The following is a 16,204-nucleotide window of genomic DNA, read 5'->3' on the forward strand; positions in this document are numbered from 1 at the left end:
CCCTCTGCTCCACTTGTACCCCATCACCGGAAGTCCCGGGACCCGCGGGAGAGCAGCTCCCCCATCGCCAGCGGCTCGAGCCGGTCCGCCACCACGGACACCGCCCCGGAGGCGTTTTGCACGATCCCGCGCACCACCAGCGCCTTGGCGGTACGGGCCAACACCCGCTGTTTGTTCCACAGCCCGACGGAGATGACCACGTTGATCAGCCCGGTCTCGTCCTCCATTCCCAAGAAGGTCACCCCGCCTGCGGTGGCTGGGTGCTGGCGGTGCGTGATCACGCCGGCCACGCGAACGCGGGTGCCGTCCTCCACCCCATGCAACAACTCCGCCGCCGGCACCACCCCCTGCGCCGACAACGCCGCGCGCACCATCTCCACCGGCATGAGCCCCGGCGTGACACCGGTGGCCGCAACGTCGGCGGCCATCAGCTCAAACGGGTTCATGCCCGGCAGCGACGGCGCCACCACCGACGACAACCCGGGCAGCATGCCCTCGCGCTCCGTGGCGGCCACACCCGCCTGCCACAGCGCCTGCCTGCGCGTGGCCCCGAAGCAGTCCAGCGCCCCCGCCCGAGCCAGCGCCTCGACGTGCTCCACGGACAGGTCGGCCCGGCGCGCCAGGTCCGCGATCCCGTCGAAAGGCGCGGCCTGTTCAATCCGCAATGCCGCATCCGCACCCAGGCCCCGCACCAGGTTCAACCCCACCCGGATCGTCGAGGAGTCCACGCACAGCGCCTCGCACCCGGAGTTGTTCACGCACACCGGCAGCACCTCCACCCCGTGGCGGCGCGCGTCCTGGATCAAAGACTGCGGGGAGTAGAACCCCATCGGCTGCGCGCGCAAAAGCCCCACGCAGAACTCCGCCGGGTAGTGGCGCTTAAACCAAGCGGAGAAGTACACCAGCGAGGCGAACGACTGCGAGTGCGACTCCGGGAACCCGTAGGCGGCGAAGGCCACGATCTTCTGCCACAGCCGCTCGGCGACCTCCGAGCCAATCTCGTTGGTGCGCCAGCACCCCTCGAAAAACCGCGACTTCAACGCCGCCATGCGAGCCGGTGAACGCTTCGACCCCATGGCCCGCCGCAGCGCATCGGCCTCGCGGCCGGAAAAGCCTGCCGCATCCACGCAGATCTGCATGAGCTGCTCCTGGAACAACGGGATGCCCAGCGTCTTGCCCAGGGCGCGCTCGAGCACCGGGTGGTCGTACTCCACCGGCTCCAACCCGTCGCGCCTTCTTAAATACGGGTGCACCGACCCGCCCTGGATCGGCCCCGGGCGGATCAGCGCCACCTCCACCACCAGGTCGAAAAACCGGCGTGGCTTCAACCGGGGCAGAGTGCCCATCTGCGCGCGCGATTCCACCTGGAACACGCCGACGGAATCGGCGCGGCAGAGCATGTCGTACACGGAGGCGTCGTCAAGCGGAAGCTCCCACAAGTGCACCGTGCGGCCCGTGGTTTCCTCCACCAGATCCACCATGTGGTGCAGCGCCTCCAGCATGCCCAGGCCGAGCAGGTCGAACTTGACCAGGCCGGCCGAGGCACAGTCGTCCTTGTCCCACTGCACCACCGAGCGGTTTTCCATCCGCGCCCACTCCACGGGCACCACGTCCGCAATCGGGCGGTCGCAAATCACCATACCGCCGGAGTGAATGCCCAGGTGTCGCGGCTGCCCTTTGAATTGCGCCGCAAGCTTCTCGACGCCCTCCGGCACCTCCGCCATCCCCTTCGCCCAACTATCAGCCGCACCCTGCGCGAACCCCAAAGCACGCGCGGCGTCGCGCACCGCGCCCTTAGTCCGGTATGTGATCACGTTGGCCACCTGCGCCGCGTTGTCGCGCCCGTAGGTGTCGTAGACGTACTGGATCACCTCCTCGCGCCGGCCCGACTCGATGTCCAAGTCGATGTCGGGCGGGCCGTCGCGGTCCGGCGAGAGGAACCGCTCGAACAGCAGCCCCGCCTCGATCGGCTCCACGCTGGTGATCCCCAGCGCGAAGCACACCGCCGAGTTCGCCGCGCTCCCGCGCCCCTGGCACATGATGTTCTGCCTCGCGCAGAAATCCACCAGGTTGTACACGATGAGGAAGTAGCCGGGAAAATTCAGCTCCTCAATCACCTCCAGCTCGTAGCGGATTTGGGCCATTGCTTTTCGACGCACCTCCGGCCCCCGCGACGCATAGCGAAACTGCGCACTCGCCAGCGTGAGTCCCCGCAGATGCTCCATCTCGCTGCGGCCGTCCGGCGTGGGGTAGCGCGGCAGCTCCGGCGCGACCAGGTCAAGGGTGAACGCGCAGCGTTTGGCCAGCTCGACGCTGTAGGCAAGCTTGTCCTCGCACCCCGGGTACATGCGTTGGAGCTGGTCGCCGGAGCGCAGCCAATTCGCCCCCATCGGGTGTAAGTCCCCGTGCGCCTGGGCCAGCGACTCGCGCCTGGCCAGCGCCCGCTTCGCCTGGGCCAGCCGGGCCTGGTCGCGCGTGGCCGCGGCCGGTGCCGCAGTGACGATGGCAGGGAGCTGCGCTGCGTGTTTTTCCGCGTGCGCGTTTCGCGCCCGGTCTAGTGCTGCGTGCCGGTCCGCGTCCTCGGGCGTCATGGACACCTCGTACTCCAGCACCACATTGTCCGCGCCGAAGACGTCGACCAGGTGGTCGATTTCGCCCGCCCACCGCCAGCCGGCAAGCACCACGCAGGTGCCGTCCAGTTGGTCGCCGATGAGCTCCAGCGGCGGGTACGCCACCTTGTCCTTCTCTCGGGTGGTCATGTGCGCGTCCGCCATCAGGTGGGAGAGGCGCTTGTAGCCCTCCGGCCCACGGGCGATCACAGGCAGGACGGTGTCGCCGAGCGTCAGCTCCGCGCCGAAGACGGTGTCCAGCCCGGCCGCGGCGGCCGCCTCCGCAAACTTCACCGCGCCGTAGAACCCGTCCCGGTCCAGCAGCCCCACCGCGCTCAGCCCCAGATCAACGGCCCGGGACACTAAGTCCTCCGGTTCGCTCGCCCCGCCGAGGAAGCTATACGAGCTGACGGTGTGCAGTTCGGCGAACGGTGTCGTCGATAGGCACTGTTTTTGCGGCGGGGGCGCCGGCTCCGCTTTGCCGTACTCGGCGCCTGCGGGCGTGCCGGTGCGGCCGACCGGCACCGGCTCCGGACCCGGGCGGCCGGAGAGGATGCGTTCGAGCCGCGACCACGACAGCGGCGCTCCCCCGTTGAACCTCATGGAGGGGACGCTACCACTGTTCGAAACTGTGTGCTACTTACTCCAAGGGGTGATGTATTCGTTCGGTTCCCACCCCTCGATCGCCGCAAGCAACTCTGCAGCCTGTGCACCGTCAATCTGCTCCCGAATGATGTCCGCATGCCCGGCATGGCGGGCGAACTCCTCCACCGCATGCACGTAGATGTAGCGCAACTTAGCTACCTGCGGCCCATCCATGCCGTACCACGGGAACGGCCCCACCGGCAGTTCCGCCTCAAGGTCACCACCGCGACACATCTCCATATAGTCAGCTCGCACGCTATCGAAGCGTTCCAAGATGCGGTCCAGCGTCTCTTCGGCAGTCGGCGTAAAGCTGGCTGCAAAGTCGGCCTGTGAGTGTTCATACCCGGCAACACCGGCACCGGAAAGCGACCCCACCATGACAAACGTGACGTGTTTGAGCAGTCCGCTAATGCTCAGCACACTGCGGAGTGGAGTGCGCCTCGCAGCATCGTCGTCAAGCCCAAACGCGCTAGCCCGCAGCGCATCTAACTGCACGTCAAGATAGTTACAAAGCGTGTCTAACTCATTGTCTTTGCGCGGAAAATACATCGGTATTCCTTCCTGTCGATCACTTTCCAACCGGAACCCTAAGCCCCGTTGAGGACAGTTTTTGTCCGCAGCATGGAGAAGAATGACCGCATGGCAAATACGACGCAGCGCGTGCTCCAGCTTTTGGGACTATTGCAAGCGCGAACCACGTGGCAAGCAAGCGCCCTCGCCTCTGAGCTCGGCGTCACAGAGCGCACAGTGCGCCGCGATATCGCGCGGTTGCGCGATATGGGCTACCCGGTCAATTCCAGCAGCGGGATCGAGGGCGGCTACCAATTGGGCACTGGTCGCCATTTACCGCCCCTACTCCTCGACGACACCGAGGCCGTCGCGCTCGTCGCGAGTCTGCGCATGATGGCCCTGAACGGCACCGACAACGCTGGAACAGCTGCGCTTCGCGCCTTGGCCAAGATTGATCACATCTTGCCGCCCCACCTGCGAGCCCTAGCATCAGCGGTTGATAACGCAACTACGGCACTCCCCCATGAGCGCCCGACCGTCGAACTACAACTACTCACCCAACTCGCCACTTCACAGCGGGACCACACGCTCGTACGTTTCACCTACAGCAAGCCCAACGGCACATCATCCACGAGGGAAGTTGAACCAGCCCGGCTCATGACCCAAGGCGAGCTCTGGTACCTCCAAGCATTTGACAAAAGCAGAGACGACTGGCGCACTTTTCGCCTCGACCGAATAAGCAACGCACAGACAACATGCTGGGGTTTCACCCCGAAGGTTCCACCACCCCCGGACTTCAGCAGCGATATCGCAAAACGCTATCCCTGCGTCATCCGTGTGGAGCTGGAAAGCTCACCCGAGCTGGTGGCCGAACGGATCCCCCCTCCCTATCGCACCGACCTAGAGGTAACCAAAAATGGATGTACTTTCGTCACCGGCGCACCAGATTGGGACGATCTTGCATGGCACCTTCTTTGGGTATGCCGCGACCTGGACTGCAGGATGAAGTTGGATGCGAGCGCAGAGTCAGACCACCTTCGAACGGCGTTGCACAACATCGGACAAGCTGCGCTTTTATTGACCCAGGCATAGAAACGCAAACTGCTTCGTTCTAAAAAATAGACTAAGCGGTACATAGGGTGCTAGATTCTGACCCGTCATAGATTCCCTACCCAAGGAGACCCCAATGCGTATCAAGCGCACCCTCGCAACCGTTGCCGCGGCTGCCCTCGCCACCACGGGCTTGGTCGCCTGCTCCAACGAGTCCGACGACACCGCTGACACCGCCGCCAAGGACGGCGACAACGTCACCGTCAAGATCGGCACCACCGAGGCCGACCAGGAAGCGTGGCGCGTGTTCAAGGACCTGGCCAAGGACAACGGCATCACCCTGGACATCGTCTCCTTCTCCGACTACTCCCCGGTCAACGAGGCGCTCGCGCAGGGCGAGCTGGACGTGAACAAGTTCCAGCACATCAAGTACCTCGCCGAGTACAACAAGGCCTCCGACAACGACCTGCGCATCGTCGGCTCCACCGAGATCGTGCCGCTGGCGCTGTTCTGGAAGGACCACGACTCCATCGACGGCATCGACGGCCAGTCAGTGGCCATCCCGAACGACCCGTCCAACCAGGGCCGCGCCATCAACGTGTTGGTCCAGGCCGGCCTGCTCACCCTGAGCGACACTGTCGCAGACGAGCTCGCCCCGACCCCGGCCGACATCGACAAGGCCGCCTCCAAGGTCACCGTCACCCCGGTGGACGCGTCCCAGACCCCGTCCGCCTACAACGAGGGCAAGCCGGCCATCATTAACAACACCTGGCTGGACCGCGCCGGCATCGAGCCGGGCCTGGCCGTCTTCCAGGACGACCCGGAGTCCAAGGAGGCTGAGCCGTACATCAACGTCTTCGCCGCCCAGGCCGACAACATCGACGACGAGACCCTGAACAAGCTGGTCGAGCTGTGGCAGACCCCGGAGGTCGCCGAGGCTGCGGCGAAGGACTCCAAGGGCACCTCCGTGCCGGTCTACCGCGAGCAGGCTGAGCTCAACGAGATTCTGGACCGCCTCCAGAACAAGTAAGTCTCCACAAACCCTCAACTAAGCAAAAGGAGCACGTTTTATGCGTACCAAGCGCGTTATCGCCGCTGCGGCGGCATCGCTCATCGCGGCCACCGGGCTGGTGGCCTGCTCGTCGGAGACGGATTCGTCGGCAAGCAATGGCGATGGCGACAAGGTCACGGTGAAGATCGGCACCACCGACGCCGACCTGAAGGCCTGGAGCGTGTTCGCCGACGAGGCGCAGAAGGCCGGCATCGACCTGGACATCGTCCGGTTCACCGAGTACCCGCAGGTCAACCCGGCGCAGACCGAGGGGCAGATTGAGATCTCGAAGTTCCAGACCATCAACTACCAGGCCCAGTACAACGCCACCTCCGGCAAGGACCTGCGCATCATTGGCTCCGGCGAGATCAACGTCCTGGGCCTGTACTGGAAGGACCACGACTCCCTCGACGGCATCGAGGACGCTGAGATCGCCATCCCGAACGACCCGTCCAACCAGGGCCGCGCGATCAACGTGCTGGTCCAGGCTGGCCTGGTCACCCTGCGCGACGGCGCGCCGAAGCTGACGCCGACCCCGGCCGACATCGACAAGGACGCCTCCAAGGTCAAGGTTGTCGCCGTGGACGCTTCCCAGACGCCGAACGCCTACAACGAGGGCCGCCCGGCGGTCATCAACAACAACTGGCTGCAGCGCGCCGGCATCGACCCGGCCTCCACTGTGGCCGCGGACGACCCGAACTCGGAGCTGGCGGAGCCGTACATCAACGTCTTCACCGTCTCCGGCGACGACCTGGACAACGAGACCTACGAGAAGCTCGTGGACGTCTGGCAGTCCGAGGAAGTCACCGAAGCGCTCAACGAGGACTCCAACGGCACCGCCGTGCAGGTCCAGCGCTCCAAGGAGGACCTCAACGAGATCCTCGACCGCCTTGTGGAGGAGTACAAGTAGATGACGCACACCGGCACCCGGATTGAGTTCCGGAACGTATCCAAGGTCTTCAAAACCAAAGACCGCGAGGTCAAAGCCGTCGACGACGTCACCCTGACCGTCGAGCCGGGCGAAATCCTCGGCGTGATCGGCTATTCGGGTGCCGGCAAGTCCACGCTTGTCCGCCTCATCAACGGCCTGGACATGCCCACCTCGGGGCAATTGCTTCTCGACGGCACCGACGTCGTCGGCATGTCCGAACGCAAACTGCGCGAGATCCGCCGCAACGTCGGCATGATCTTCCAGCAGTTCAACCTCTTTTCCTCCCGCACCGCCGCCGGCAACATCGAGTACCCGCTGAAGCTGGCCGGTGTGGACAAAAAGGAACGCAAGCGCCGCGTCGCCGAGCTACTCGACTTCGTCGGCCTGTCCGAGCGCGGCGAGAACTACCCGGAGCAGCTCTCCGGCGGCCAGAAGCAGCGCGTCGGCATCGCCCGAGCACTGGCGACCAACCCGTCGCTTTTGCTTGCCGACGAAGCCACGTCCGCCCTGGACCCCGAAACCACCCAAGAGGTGCTCGGCGTGCTGCGCCGCGTCAACGAGGAACTCGGCATCACCATCGTGGTGATCACCCACGAGATGGACGTCATCCGCGCCATCGCCGACAAGGTCGCCGTCATGGAGGACGGCCAGGTGGTGGAGTACGGCAGCGTCTACGACGTGTTCGCCAACCCGCAGACATCTGTGGCCCAGCGTTTCGCCGCCACCAGCCTGCGCAACCGCCCCGACGAGGTGGAGGCGCGCGAGCTGCTGGCCAAGCCGGGCCGCCTGTTCACCGTGGACCTGACGGAGGACTCCGGGTTCTTCGGCGCGGCGGAAGCCGCCCGCGAGCGCGGCGTGTCGGTGGAGCCGGTGCACGCCGGCATCACCACCTTGCAGGAGCGTTCCTTCGGCAAGATGACCGTGCGCCTCAACGGCGACGACGCCACCATCAACGAGTTTTTGGCCACCCTGCAGCAAAGCACCGAGATTGAGGAGATCACCCGATGAACCCGTTGAGCACTGGCGCAACCGAGTACATCCTCGCCGAGCCGAACTGGGACACCCTCGGCCCCACCTTCGTCGAAGCCATCGGCGACACCCTGTGGATGGTGGCCATCACCATGGTCGTCGGCGGTTTCTTCGGCCTGCTTCTGGGCCTGTTTCTGTACACCACCCGCCCGGGCGGCATCCTCCAGAACAAGGTGGTCTACACCATCATCAACGTGGCGGTGAACTTCTTCCGCCCCATCCCGTTCATCATCATGATCGCGATGCTCTACCCGCTGACCCTACAGGTGGTGGGCACCACCATCGGCCGCGCCGCGGCGACGTTCGTGATGTGTTTTTCCGCCACGTTCACCGTCGCCCGCATTGTGGAGCAGAACCTGGTGGCCATTGACCCGGGCGTGATCGAGGCCGCCCGGTCCATGGGTGCGAGCCCGTGGAAGATCATCACATCGGTGATCCTGCCGGAGGCGCTCGGCCCGCTGATTTTGGGCTACACCTTCATCTTCATCGCGGTGATCGACATGTCCGCCATGGCCGGCTACATCGGCGGCGGCGGCGTGGGCGACTTCGCCATCGTGTACGGCTACCGCGCGTTCGAGCCCCAGGTCACCTGGGCTGCGGTGCTGGTCATCGTGGTCATCGTGCAGCTGGCGCAGTTCCTTGGCAACTGGCTGTCCAAGAAGGTCATGCGCCGGTAAGTTTGGGTGCCATGAAGGTAGCGGCGTTCGACTTCGATGGCACTCTCCACCACCCTCCCCACGGTTTCCGCGAGGAGGACATCGCCGCGATAGATGCCTGGCGTAGAGCCGGGCATCTCGCCATTTCTGCCACCGGCCGCTCCCGCACCGCCCTCGCTTACGGGATGCGCGGCAGCGGATTACGCTTTGACTACCAGGTGCTGTCCAACGGTGGTTCCGCAACGGACGGGGAGAACCGGGAGCTCATCTTCGGCCACGAGGTCGCGGGTTCCGTGCTGCAGGCAGCTCTTGACGCATACGGTTCCCGCGACGGCCTGGCCATCTTCGGCACCACCCTGGGCCATGTCGACGGGGTGTTCGCCAACAACACCGGCGTCACCCACACCTTCACCGCGAATTTCCAGCAGATGACTCCCGCGGACATCCCCGCCCACCGGTTCGCCGTCGTGCCCATCTGGGTGCCCAGCGACGAAGACCTGCGCGCGGAGGTCGTCGACTGGGCGTCCGCGCTCGGCGAGGTCGCAGTCGCGCAGAACCAGGACTACATCGATCTCATGGCCCCGGGCCGTTCCAAGGGCTCAGGCATCCTGCAGCTTCTCGACGAGCTCCGCCTCCCCCGCGAATCCCTCCAGCTCTACACGTTCGGCGATTCCTGGAACGACCTGCCCATGCACGCCATCGCGGATACCTCCCACAGCTTCCACCACTCGCCCGCCGAGGTGCGCGCCGCCACGGGCCGCGTCATCGGCTCCGTGTCGGAGGTCCTGGGCGAGTACATGTAGCGCCCCTCACACAGATCGTCTAGCAGCCGGGAAAACACTGCTAGACGGTCCGACAAACGCGGACAAGTTTCCCCAGGTGATATTGAACATCATTGTCGGTATCGGCCTGACCGTCTAGCAGGGTGTCGACGCTGCTAGACGATCCGCAGCACCAGCCCAGGACACCCCCGAAACCTGATCTGTGGCGGCGCGGGAAGCAGGAAGCTAACCCCGCAGGGTCACCGACGCTGCGACCCAGGCCGTACTCTCCTTCGGCGCCTTCCCGCATGAGTCGACCACACCAGACACCGGACGCTGCTCCAGCTGCACCTCGTGCACCTGGCCGGACGCGGTGTCGGTGACCAGAGCGGAGCCGTCATCAGACGCAGCGACATCGAACTGGCCGTAGCGTGCGCCGGGCACCTCGGCGGCGACGGCGAGCTCGGCGACCTGCTCGACGGGGCCGAGGGTGCCGCGGCCGCGGTTGCCTGGGACGAAGTAGAGGCCTTCGGATGCGTCGGTAAGCATGGCGTCGGTGGCCTCGACGTTCATGCGGCCGAAGCTGTAGGCCCACGGCATGAGCAGCATTGTCGGCGCGAAGCGGTGGCCCTTGATGTGGGAGGTCTCCCACACCACGTCGTTGCCGGGGCCGAACGGGTGGCGCGCGTGCAGCTCGTTGACCATGGGGCGGCCCTTTACCGCGCAGCAGCGGTCGCGCTTGGCGTGGGTGCAAATGAGCAGCAGCGGGCGCTCGCGGCGCTCCGCGCCGTTGCGGCCCGGGCCGGAGAGGTCCAGATCCAGCAGCTCGTCGGGGCCATCGATGTGCTTGACCTCGGTGACTGCCTCGTCGGCGAAGACGAGGTACAGGTGGTGGTCGCTGATATTGCGCCCCTCGCGCGTTGGGTGGCGGATCAGCAGCAGCGTCGCGTTATGTGCCTCGAGCAGCGGCTTGAGCTTGGCGGTGAGTTCTTCGCCGAGGGCGGCGTCGCCCATGACGTCGCGGGGCCAGGCTTCCGGCCACTCGAAAAGCACGTACACCGAGCCGGGCTTGGCGGTCCCCGGCAGCGGTTCAACCTCTACGTCAGAGCAGGGCAGTTGTTGCATGTCCCCACCATAGCCAAGAGAGCAAAATTGCCTCCGAGACCACCTCTTAGACACCACACCAAGTTATAACGGTTGTATAACCTTTTGCGATTTCGCTCTTTTCCTTTTTGATCTCACCTGTCCGCTGGCTACGGTGACTGGGTGTTTAAAATTTCCGGTCTTTCCCGCGCGGCGTTCGCGGGCGCGTGCGTGGCGGTCGCTGCCGCGTGCGGCGCCTGCGGGGCCGTCAGCGACGGTGCCGGAAATACCCTGATGGGCAGCATTTCCTCCCCCACTACGCAGGCGCAGCCGCTGGGCACGGCCGACCCGGCGCCGAAGACGCAGCGCCCCTCGGTGCCGTCGCGCCTGGCCGTGGTCGGCGTGCGTGTCGGCGCGCACGAGGGCTTCGACCGCGTGGTGGTGGACCTGGAGGGCGACGGCAACCCGGGCTGGTTCGTGGACTACACCTCCACCCCGATGCAGGAGACGGTCGGCCAGCCACTGCAGGTGGCGGGCAACTTCTTCCTCAACATCAACGTCGACGGCACCGTCTACCCCTTTGAGCTGGGCAAAGACAACAACGTCCCGGTCACCATGGCGGGCGACACCGGCAACGTCATCGACGTGATCAGCGCCGGCACGTACGAGGGCCGCAGCCAGATCGTGGTGGGCCTGCGCTCTGAGCTGCCGTACTCGGTGCAGGTGCTGGAGAACCCGAAGCGCGTTGTTGTGGACATCGTCCAGAAGTAGCTAATACACAGCCTCGACGCGCCAGCTGCGCCGACTCCACACCAGAAGCCAGCCGGTCACGGCACCTTCTTCTCCGCCTTCGCGCCCCACAACCTGCATGCGTGCGACGCGGCCTGCGGGCAGTTCGGTTTGCGTCCACCAGTCCGCGTCCACGGGCCACGGGCCCGCCCACCCGGTGACCAGGTAGCGCTTCTCGCCCCAGGCGAGCCCGTACGGTTCGGCATTCAGCAGGACTTCGGCGGTGACGATGACGGGGGCACCGGAGGCGTCGATAAGCATGATGCGCGAGGCCGGGTGGTCGATGCCGCCACCGAGGCGCGCGGGCAGGGGTTTTGGGATCGCCCCGGGCCACGATTGCCTATCGACGTCCTCCGGTTCCTCCCCGAACGGCACCATCGCCACGCGCTCGGCCACCCCGCGCCCGCCGACAAGGCGCGGTTGGAGTACGGCGTCGATGCCGAGTTGGGACTGGACGCGCTCGACCACCCGGCGCGCGGTGTCGGTGGACGCGCCGTCGGACCACAGCTCCCCCACTGGTTCCGGCGGGGCGAATTCGAGCGGCTCGAGGATGAGGCTGGTGATTGCGCCGGAGCCGCCGTTGGTCAGCCAGCCGTCGAGTTGCCAGCGCACGCGGTCCGCGGTGGCGGCTTCGGTGAGTGGTTCGCGGGTGCGCCAGACGCGTTCGACGCGGGTGCCGTCGTGGAGCTCGGCGACAACTTTCAGGCGCAGGCAGTTTCGCCCGGTGTCTTTGAGCCGTTCGTGCAGGCTGGCGGCCAGGGCGCGGGCGGCGAACGCGGCGGCGTCGACGCGCTCGATCGGGTCCTCGGGCGTGATGGCCACGGCGAGGTCTTCCACCGGCAGCTCCGGGGCGACGCGGCGGTCCGGCGCGGCGGAGGCAATGCGGTGGATGCGCATGCCTTTGGTACCGAAGCGGGTGGTCACCGCGTTCGGCGGCAGTTTCGCCAGCTCCCCGAGGGTGGTAATGCCCAGCTGGCCGAGCGCTTTGACGGTGTCCATGTCCGCGGCGAGCGACTCTTCCGCCATCAGCACGCCCAGCGGCTGCGCGGCCAGGAATTCGGCCGAGCCACCGGGTGGGACCACCTGGGAGACGCGCGCGGCGATGAGCGCGGTGGCGATCTCGTCGGCGGCGCCTGCCTGGGTGTCGATGCCGCGGCGCGAGGCAGCGTCGATAAGCATCTCGAGCGCTTTGTCCTCGGACCCGTGAAAGCGGCCCGCGGCGTCCACATCCACCACCACGAGCCCGGGGCGTAAGACCTCCACACTGGCGGCGACCTCGTCGAAGCTGGCGGCCAGCGAGGCGAACATGCGCCCGTCACGGTCCGGGTTGTCCTCTATCACCGTCAGCTCGGGCGCGACCGCCTGGGCGTTGCGCACCCGCATCCCGCGGCGGATACCCAGCTGGCGTGCGGCGTGCGAGCACACCTTTATCCGGTGCTGCGCTGCGATCGCGATCGGTTCTGCCAGCTCATCGCCCGATTCCAGCCGCGCGGCCTGCACCGGCCAGTCCGGGAACCACAGCGCCGCGGCCCTCATGTGACGGCCCGGAGCCTTCGCTTCTCGACGCCTCCGGTGCCCAGCGTCACCCGCGCACTCGCCGGACGGTAGCCCTTGGCCTGCGCGCGGACGTCGAAGTCGATGCCGGTGATGCGGCCTGTACCCCTGCCGATGCCGTGGAACTGCGCGAGCTGGCCCGTGACGGTCAGCGCCGGCGAGGGCACCTCCACGTTCACGCACACCAGCGCGGCCTGGCCTTTGCGGATCCGGGCGAGCAGGGGGCGTGCGCGCACCGGGGTGAGCTGGAACGGGCTGCGGGTGCGCAGCACCACCAGGTCGAGCCCCTCGGCGAGCACGCCCGCGACGCTCAAGTCGTCGAGGCCCGCGTCCGGCACCGCCACCACACGCTCCATCGCGTCTGCGTCGTCGCCTGTACCGATGCCGGCGTAGGACAGTTCCGGCCAGCCCACCACACCTGCGCGCCCGCCGGCCTGGGCCACCTGGCTGATCAGCTCCACGATCAGCGCCGGGGTGTCACTGACGTGCGTGACCGCCCGGCGCGGCAGGCCCCCGTTCGGCAGCACGAGCGAAAGCCCGCCCGCCACCGCGAGGGTCTCCGCGTCCTCGACGACCTGTTGCGGAACCTCCCCGCCGATAGCGGTCATACGGGCGCGCAGCTCGGCGATCTGGTCGGCCCGCGACTGCTGAGCTGGCGGTTCATCCACAACCGCCAGGTTCGCTGCCGCTGCCGACGCAGCTCGAATAGGTGTTCCACTCACGCCAGACAGTATGCACCCCGGGGCCGACACAGGCAACGTTCCTGGTCGAACATACTTGCGTATATATTGTCCCGCACAAGCAAAGAGTCGCGCCGCGAAGCTGACCGGTTAAGCTGCCCAGCATGATCCCGATCAGCGCAGCAGAGGTCCGCAACCGCGTCACGCCGATCCCCACCCCGACCGTCGTCCGGACACTGGGCTCGCTCGGCGTGGGCGGGTCCATCGGTGTGATGGCCTCACAGGCGCCGCTGAAAATCAAAGCGGTCGTGGCGATCCTGTGCGTCGTTGCCGCCGTCGCCGGCACGCTGCTGCACCCCTACCGCAAACAGCTCCGCGCGTTTGCGGAGGAGAAGAACGTGGCCAGGGTGCCGTCGATAGGCATGGTGTTCCCCCTGATGCTGTGGTGGCTGCTGCTCATGCTCGCACCACTGGCCGGTTGGCCCGCGGTGGGCGCGTGGGTTGCGGGCGTGCTGGCGGCCGCGGCGGCGTGGGTGCTGTACCCGCATGTGGACGGGTCGCGGCGCCTCGCGTACGCATAGAGCTACTCGAAAGGATCTACTCGAAAGGCTTTCTAGTAGACGAGTTTTCGCAGCTCAACCTAGAAACATTCCCTTTCGAGTAGCTTTCGAGCTACCGCAACGGACCCTCCAGCAGCCACACTGCCCGAGGGTCCCGCGGACCTTTACCGCGCCATTGAATAAGCCCCTCTTCCCGCAACGCTTTCAACGCGCGGCGAACAGGGGGGTTTGAAATACCCAAAGCATCCGCAACCTCCCCCGTAGACATTGGCCTGCCTTTCGCTTGCATGACTGCCAGGACGCTACCAGCGTGAGGCGGGAGGGAGTCCGCGGTCTTCGGATCAAGCCGCTGAACCGCCTTCAACGTAAGCAGAACACTTCCGCTCGTCTGCTGGTAAATCGGGTCCGCAAAACCCACTCGCCGCATGCCAGCGAACATACGGCGAATACCCTCGCCGAGTTCTTGGCCAATCCGAAGCTCCGCCGTCACGCGAGCAATGAGGGGATTGCGTGCAAAACGGGCAATAGATTCGGGCCGTGTGGGGTCCACCAACCCGGGAAAGCGTCCCGGACTCGAAACTTCGATGCGAGATGGATAGATCTCAAACCGCACATGGTCGCCAGCCATGCTGTACGACCGGTGAATGACAGCATTTACCAAACCCTCAAGCCAAACGTCGTGCGGGATAAGGTTTTCATCCTCGAACAAACCCGAAGCCCCCAGTCTCCGAACTTGAGGCAGCATCCCCTCAATCATCTGCTGAGCTGCCCGAATTTGCTGCGGCAACGGGCCCCCGAACCGTTCATCGGCCAAAAGCTGCTGCTGGTGACCCGCGAGCCGTTCATCCTCACCGAACCGAAGAACTCGGACATGCGCATTAGGAAAGAACTCTTGCGGGTCTTTACCAAAAAGTAAGAGTGCTGCTGTACGGGGCCTGCCTTCGCGGTCGATGAGATTTCTTGCCCTGAGAGCGTCTTCAGCGGATGAGGAACCAATAGCGCTTGCATATTCACCAACTGCCTTCATATCGATATCACCCATATCGACACGGGGCGGTACCGTCGCATCGAACTGCTGCTCGCCCTTGGTGTAACGCAGTTCGAGAATGCCGTCTGCATTCAGCAACCGAGATTCGTCGCCGACACGCAGGAAACAGTCCCCCGACCGCAAATAATGCACACGCTCACTCGGGTCCACATGAAACAGGTAAACCTGCGCACCGTCGCCGACATCAGACGGCTCGATCCGAACACGCACGGTTGGATCCGTGTGGTCGAGCGATGTTTGTCTCAAATCATTGTCCTGTTTAGGCGTCGGCACCCCATCGAACTCCCGGTCAGTAATTCCGACAGCAATAATGCCGCCCTCCGCATTAGCCATGCCGACGATGGTTTTGGCAAGATCTTTCGGCTTGATACGGAAAGACTTTCGCTCGAACCATTGATCTTCCGGCAGACGCAGGAGGAGGCTCGGATCATCTCGATAGTTTCTTTCGGGGTTCACGCGAGGAATTCTACTCGAAAGGCTTTCTAGTAGACGAGTTTTCGCAGCTCAACCTAGAAACATTCCCTTTCGAGTAGCTTTCTAGTAGCTTTCGAGCTCCCCGGGAGCCCCCCTTCGCACAAACCCCTAGTAGCAAAGCCCTATTAAGGCCGAAATCGGCGCATACTCGGGGTCTGTCACTGGGGGTCTGTGGGCGGCACTGCGCAATCGCCACAGCAAGACAGCCCCGCCCCAGCCCCGCCGCACCAAAACCCCGGCTGCGAAGTCCGGCGGAGATACGGATAATGGCGCACATGGCTCAAGGATCTTCAAACTCGCTTCAACACATGTGGGACACGCGCCCGCACCGCATCCCGAAGGACGAGGGCGGACGCGCCGTCATCGCCGGTGTCTGCGTCGGCATCGGCGAGCGCTACAAGGTCGACCCGGTGGCCGTGCGCATCGCGTTTGTCATCCTCAGCCTGGTCTTCGGCGGCGGCATCTTCGCCTACCTGCTGTGCTGGATGTTCATGCCGCGCGTGGGCATGAACATCACCCCGGCCAAGGCGATCATCACGCCGAAAAGCGAGCTCACCCCACACGAGATCGAGGAACGCAAGCCCGGGTGGTGGCTACTTATCGGCCTGATTGTGTTCCTGCCCGCGGCCGGTGAAGCGGGAGACCTGCGCGGCACCCTGATCAGCTTCGCCGCGTTCTTCTTCGTCTGGTTCTTCACCTACGCGCGCCAGCCGGAACCGCCGGCAGGCCCCAACAGCAACAACGACCTGGTCTGGCGCTAGCCAGCAAAACCAG

15 protein-coding genes are annotated in these 16,204 nt (G+C 65.3%); 9 read left to right on the top strand and 6 right to left on the bottom strand.

The window, feature by feature from the left end:
* Positions 1-23 precede the first annotated feature (23 nt).
* A complete protein-coding gene (locus tag MHX64_RS02050; protein WP_239357076.1) occupies positions 24-3,212 on the bottom strand; it encodes an error-prone DNA polymerase in 3,189 nt (1,062 codons plus the stop codon).
* Between the two features lie 33 nt (positions 3,213-3,245).
* Complete coding sequence (locus MHX64_RS02055) at positions 3,246-3,803, bottom strand: DinB family protein (protein WP_239357077.1); 558 nt, start codon at positions 3,801-3,803, stop codon at positions 3,246-3,248.
* 72 nt (positions 3,804-3,875) lie between these two features.
* Between MHX64_RS02055 and MHX64_RS02060 the strand changes: the two genes are divergently transcribed.
* The 6 genes from MHX64_RS02060 (at position 3,876) to MHX64_RS02085 (ending at position 9,284) form a co-directional block, all read left to right on the top strand.
* Positions 3,876-4,856 carry a YafY family protein gene (locus MHX64_RS02060; RefSeq protein WP_239357078.1) on the top strand — a complete coding sequence of 327 codons (981 nt, stop codon included), beginning with the start codon at positions 3,876-3,878 and terminating at the stop codon, positions 4,854-4,856.
* Positions 4,857-4,950: 94 nt separating this feature from the next.
* Positions 4,951-5,844: a MetQ/NlpA family ABC transporter substrate-binding protein gene (locus MHX64_RS02065; RefSeq protein WP_239357079.1), complete on the top strand. Its 894-nt coding sequence runs from the start codon at positions 4,951-4,953 to the stop codon at positions 5,842-5,844.
* Positions 5,845-5,884: 40 nt separating this feature from the next.
* Positions 5,885-6,775: a MetQ/NlpA family ABC transporter substrate-binding protein gene (locus MHX64_RS02070; RefSeq protein ID WP_239357080.1), complete on the top strand. Its 891-nt coding sequence runs from the start codon at positions 5,885-5,887 to the stop codon at positions 6,773-6,775.
* Complete coding sequence (locus MHX64_RS02075; RefSeq protein ID WP_239357081.1) at positions 6,776-7,804, top strand: methionine ABC transporter ATP-binding protein; 1,029 nt, start codon at positions 6,776-6,778, stop codon at positions 7,802-7,804.
* A complete protein-coding gene (locus tag MHX64_RS02080) occupies positions 7,801-8,502 on the top strand; it encodes a methionine ABC transporter permease (protein WP_239307062.1) in 702 nt (233 codons plus the stop codon). The genes MHX64_RS02075 and MHX64_RS02080 overlap by 4 nt, the downstream gene beginning before the upstream one ends.
* A gap of 11 nt (positions 8,503-8,513) precedes the next feature.
* Complete coding sequence (locus MHX64_RS02085; RefSeq protein WP_239357082.1) at positions 8,514-9,284, top strand: HAD family hydrolase; 771 nt, start codon at positions 8,514-8,516, stop codon at positions 9,282-9,284.
* Positions 9,285-9,488: 204 nt separating this feature from the next.
* On the opposite strand, the gene MHX64_RS02090 is transcribed toward MHX64_RS02085, so the two are convergent.
* Entirely contained in the window at positions 9,489-10,367 is an 879-nt protein-coding gene (locus tag MHX64_RS02090) for a sucrase ferredoxin (RefSeq protein ID WP_239357084.1), read from the bottom strand.
* A 141-nt stretch (positions 10,368-10,508) separates the two neighbouring features.
* On the opposite strand from MHX64_RS02090, the gene MHX64_RS02095 reads away from it, so the two are divergent.
* Positions 10,509-11,096 (top strand): hypothetical protein, encoded by a 588-nt coding sequence (locus MHX64_RS02095; protein WP_202032267.1) that lies wholly within the window; start codon positions 10,509-10,511, stop codon positions 11,094-11,096.
* Here MHX64_RS02095 and MHX64_RS02100 read toward each other — a convergent pair whose 3' ends face one another.
* Both MHX64_RS02100 and MHX64_RS02105 read right to left on the bottom strand, forming a co-directional pair.
* The gene (locus MHX64_RS02100) at positions 11,097-12,650 is read right to left on the bottom strand and encodes a DNA polymerase Y family protein (protein WP_239357086.1); all 1,554 of its coding nucleotides are present in this window, start codon (positions 12,648-12,650) and stop codon (positions 11,097-11,099) included.
* The gene (locus MHX64_RS02105) at positions 12,647-13,390 is read right to left on the bottom strand and encodes a hypothetical protein (protein WP_239357088.1); all 744 of its coding nucleotides are present in this window, start codon (positions 13,388-13,390) and stop codon (positions 12,647-12,649) included. The genes MHX64_RS02100 and MHX64_RS02105 overlap by 4 nt, the downstream gene beginning before the upstream one ends.
* 122 nt (positions 13,391-13,512) lie before the next feature.
* Here MHX64_RS02105 and MHX64_RS02110 point away from each other — a divergent pair, with 122 nt between their 5' ends.
* Entirely contained in the window at positions 13,513-13,929 is a 417-nt protein-coding gene (locus tag MHX64_RS02110) for a hypothetical protein (protein ID WP_239357089.1), read from the top strand.
* 91 nt (positions 13,930-14,020) lie between these two features.
* On the opposite strand, the gene MHX64_RS02115 is transcribed toward MHX64_RS02110, so the two are convergent.
* On the bottom strand, positions 14,021-15,412 hold the full coding sequence (locus MHX64_RS02115; protein WP_239357090.1) for an RNA-binding domain-containing protein: 1,392 nt from the start codon (positions 15,410-15,412) through the stop codon (positions 14,021-14,023).
* Positions 15,413-15,738: 326 nt separating this feature from the next.
* Between MHX64_RS02115 and MHX64_RS02120 the strand changes: the two genes are divergently transcribed.
* The gene (locus MHX64_RS02120) at positions 15,739-16,191 is read left to right on the top strand and encodes a PspC domain-containing protein (RefSeq protein ID WP_181889866.1); all 453 of its coding nucleotides are present in this window, start codon (positions 15,739-15,741) and stop codon (positions 16,189-16,191) included.
* Positions 16,192-16,204 lie beyond the last annotated feature (13 nt).

Origin of the sequence: Corynebacterium sp. ACRPZ, from assembly GCF_022346205.1 — a bacterium.
GTDB classification, from domain to species: Bacteria; Actinomycetota; Actinomycetes; order Mycobacteriales; family Mycobacteriaceae; genus Corynebacterium; species Corynebacterium lehmanniae.

Coding starts and splice junctions, on each gene's coding strand:
- MHX64_RS02060 (WP_239357078.1), top strand. CDS start 3,876: ATGGAGAAGAATGACCGCATGGCAAATACGACGCAGCGCGTGCTCCAG.
- MHX64_RS02075 (WP_239357081.1), top strand. CDS start 6,776: ATGACGCACACCGGCACCCGGATTGAGTTCCGGAACGTATCCAAGGTC.
- MHX64_RS02100 (WP_239357086.1), bottom strand. CDS start 12,650: ATGAGGGCCGCGGCGCTGTGGTTCCCGGACTGGCCGGTGCAGGCCGCG.
- MHX64_RS02120 (WP_181889866.1), top strand. CDS start 15,739: ATGTGGGACACGCGCCCGCACCGCATCCCGAAGGACGAGGGCGGACGC.
- MHX64_RS02055 (WP_239357077.1), bottom strand. CDS start 3,803: ATGTATTTTCCGCGCAAAGACAATGAGTTAGACACGCTTTGTAACTAT.
- MHX64_RS02110 (WP_239357089.1), top strand. CDS start 13,513: ATGATCCCGATCAGCGCAGCAGAGGTCCGCAACCGCGTCACGCCGATC.
- MHX64_RS02090 (WP_239357084.1), bottom strand. CDS start 10,367: ATGCAACAACTGCCCTGCTCTGACGTAGAGGTTGAACCGCTGCCGGGG.
- MHX64_RS02070 (WP_239357080.1), top strand. CDS start 5,885: ATGCGTACCAAGCGCGTTATCGCCGCTGCGGCGGCATCGCTCATCGCG.
- MHX64_RS02065 (WP_239357079.1), top strand. CDS start 4,951: ATGCGTATCAAGCGCACCCTCGCAACCGTTGCCGCGGCTGCCCTCGCC.
- MHX64_RS02085 (WP_239357082.1), top strand. CDS start 8,514: ATGAAGGTAGCGGCGTTCGACTTCGATGGCACTCTCCACCACCCTCCC.
- MHX64_RS02080 (WP_239307062.1), top strand. CDS start 7,801: ATGAACCCGTTGAGCACTGGCGCAACCGAGTACATCCTCGCCGAGCCG.
- MHX64_RS02050 (WP_239357076.1), bottom strand. CDS start 3,212: ATGAGGTTCAACGGGGGAGCGCCGCTGTCGTGGTCGCGGCTCGAACGC.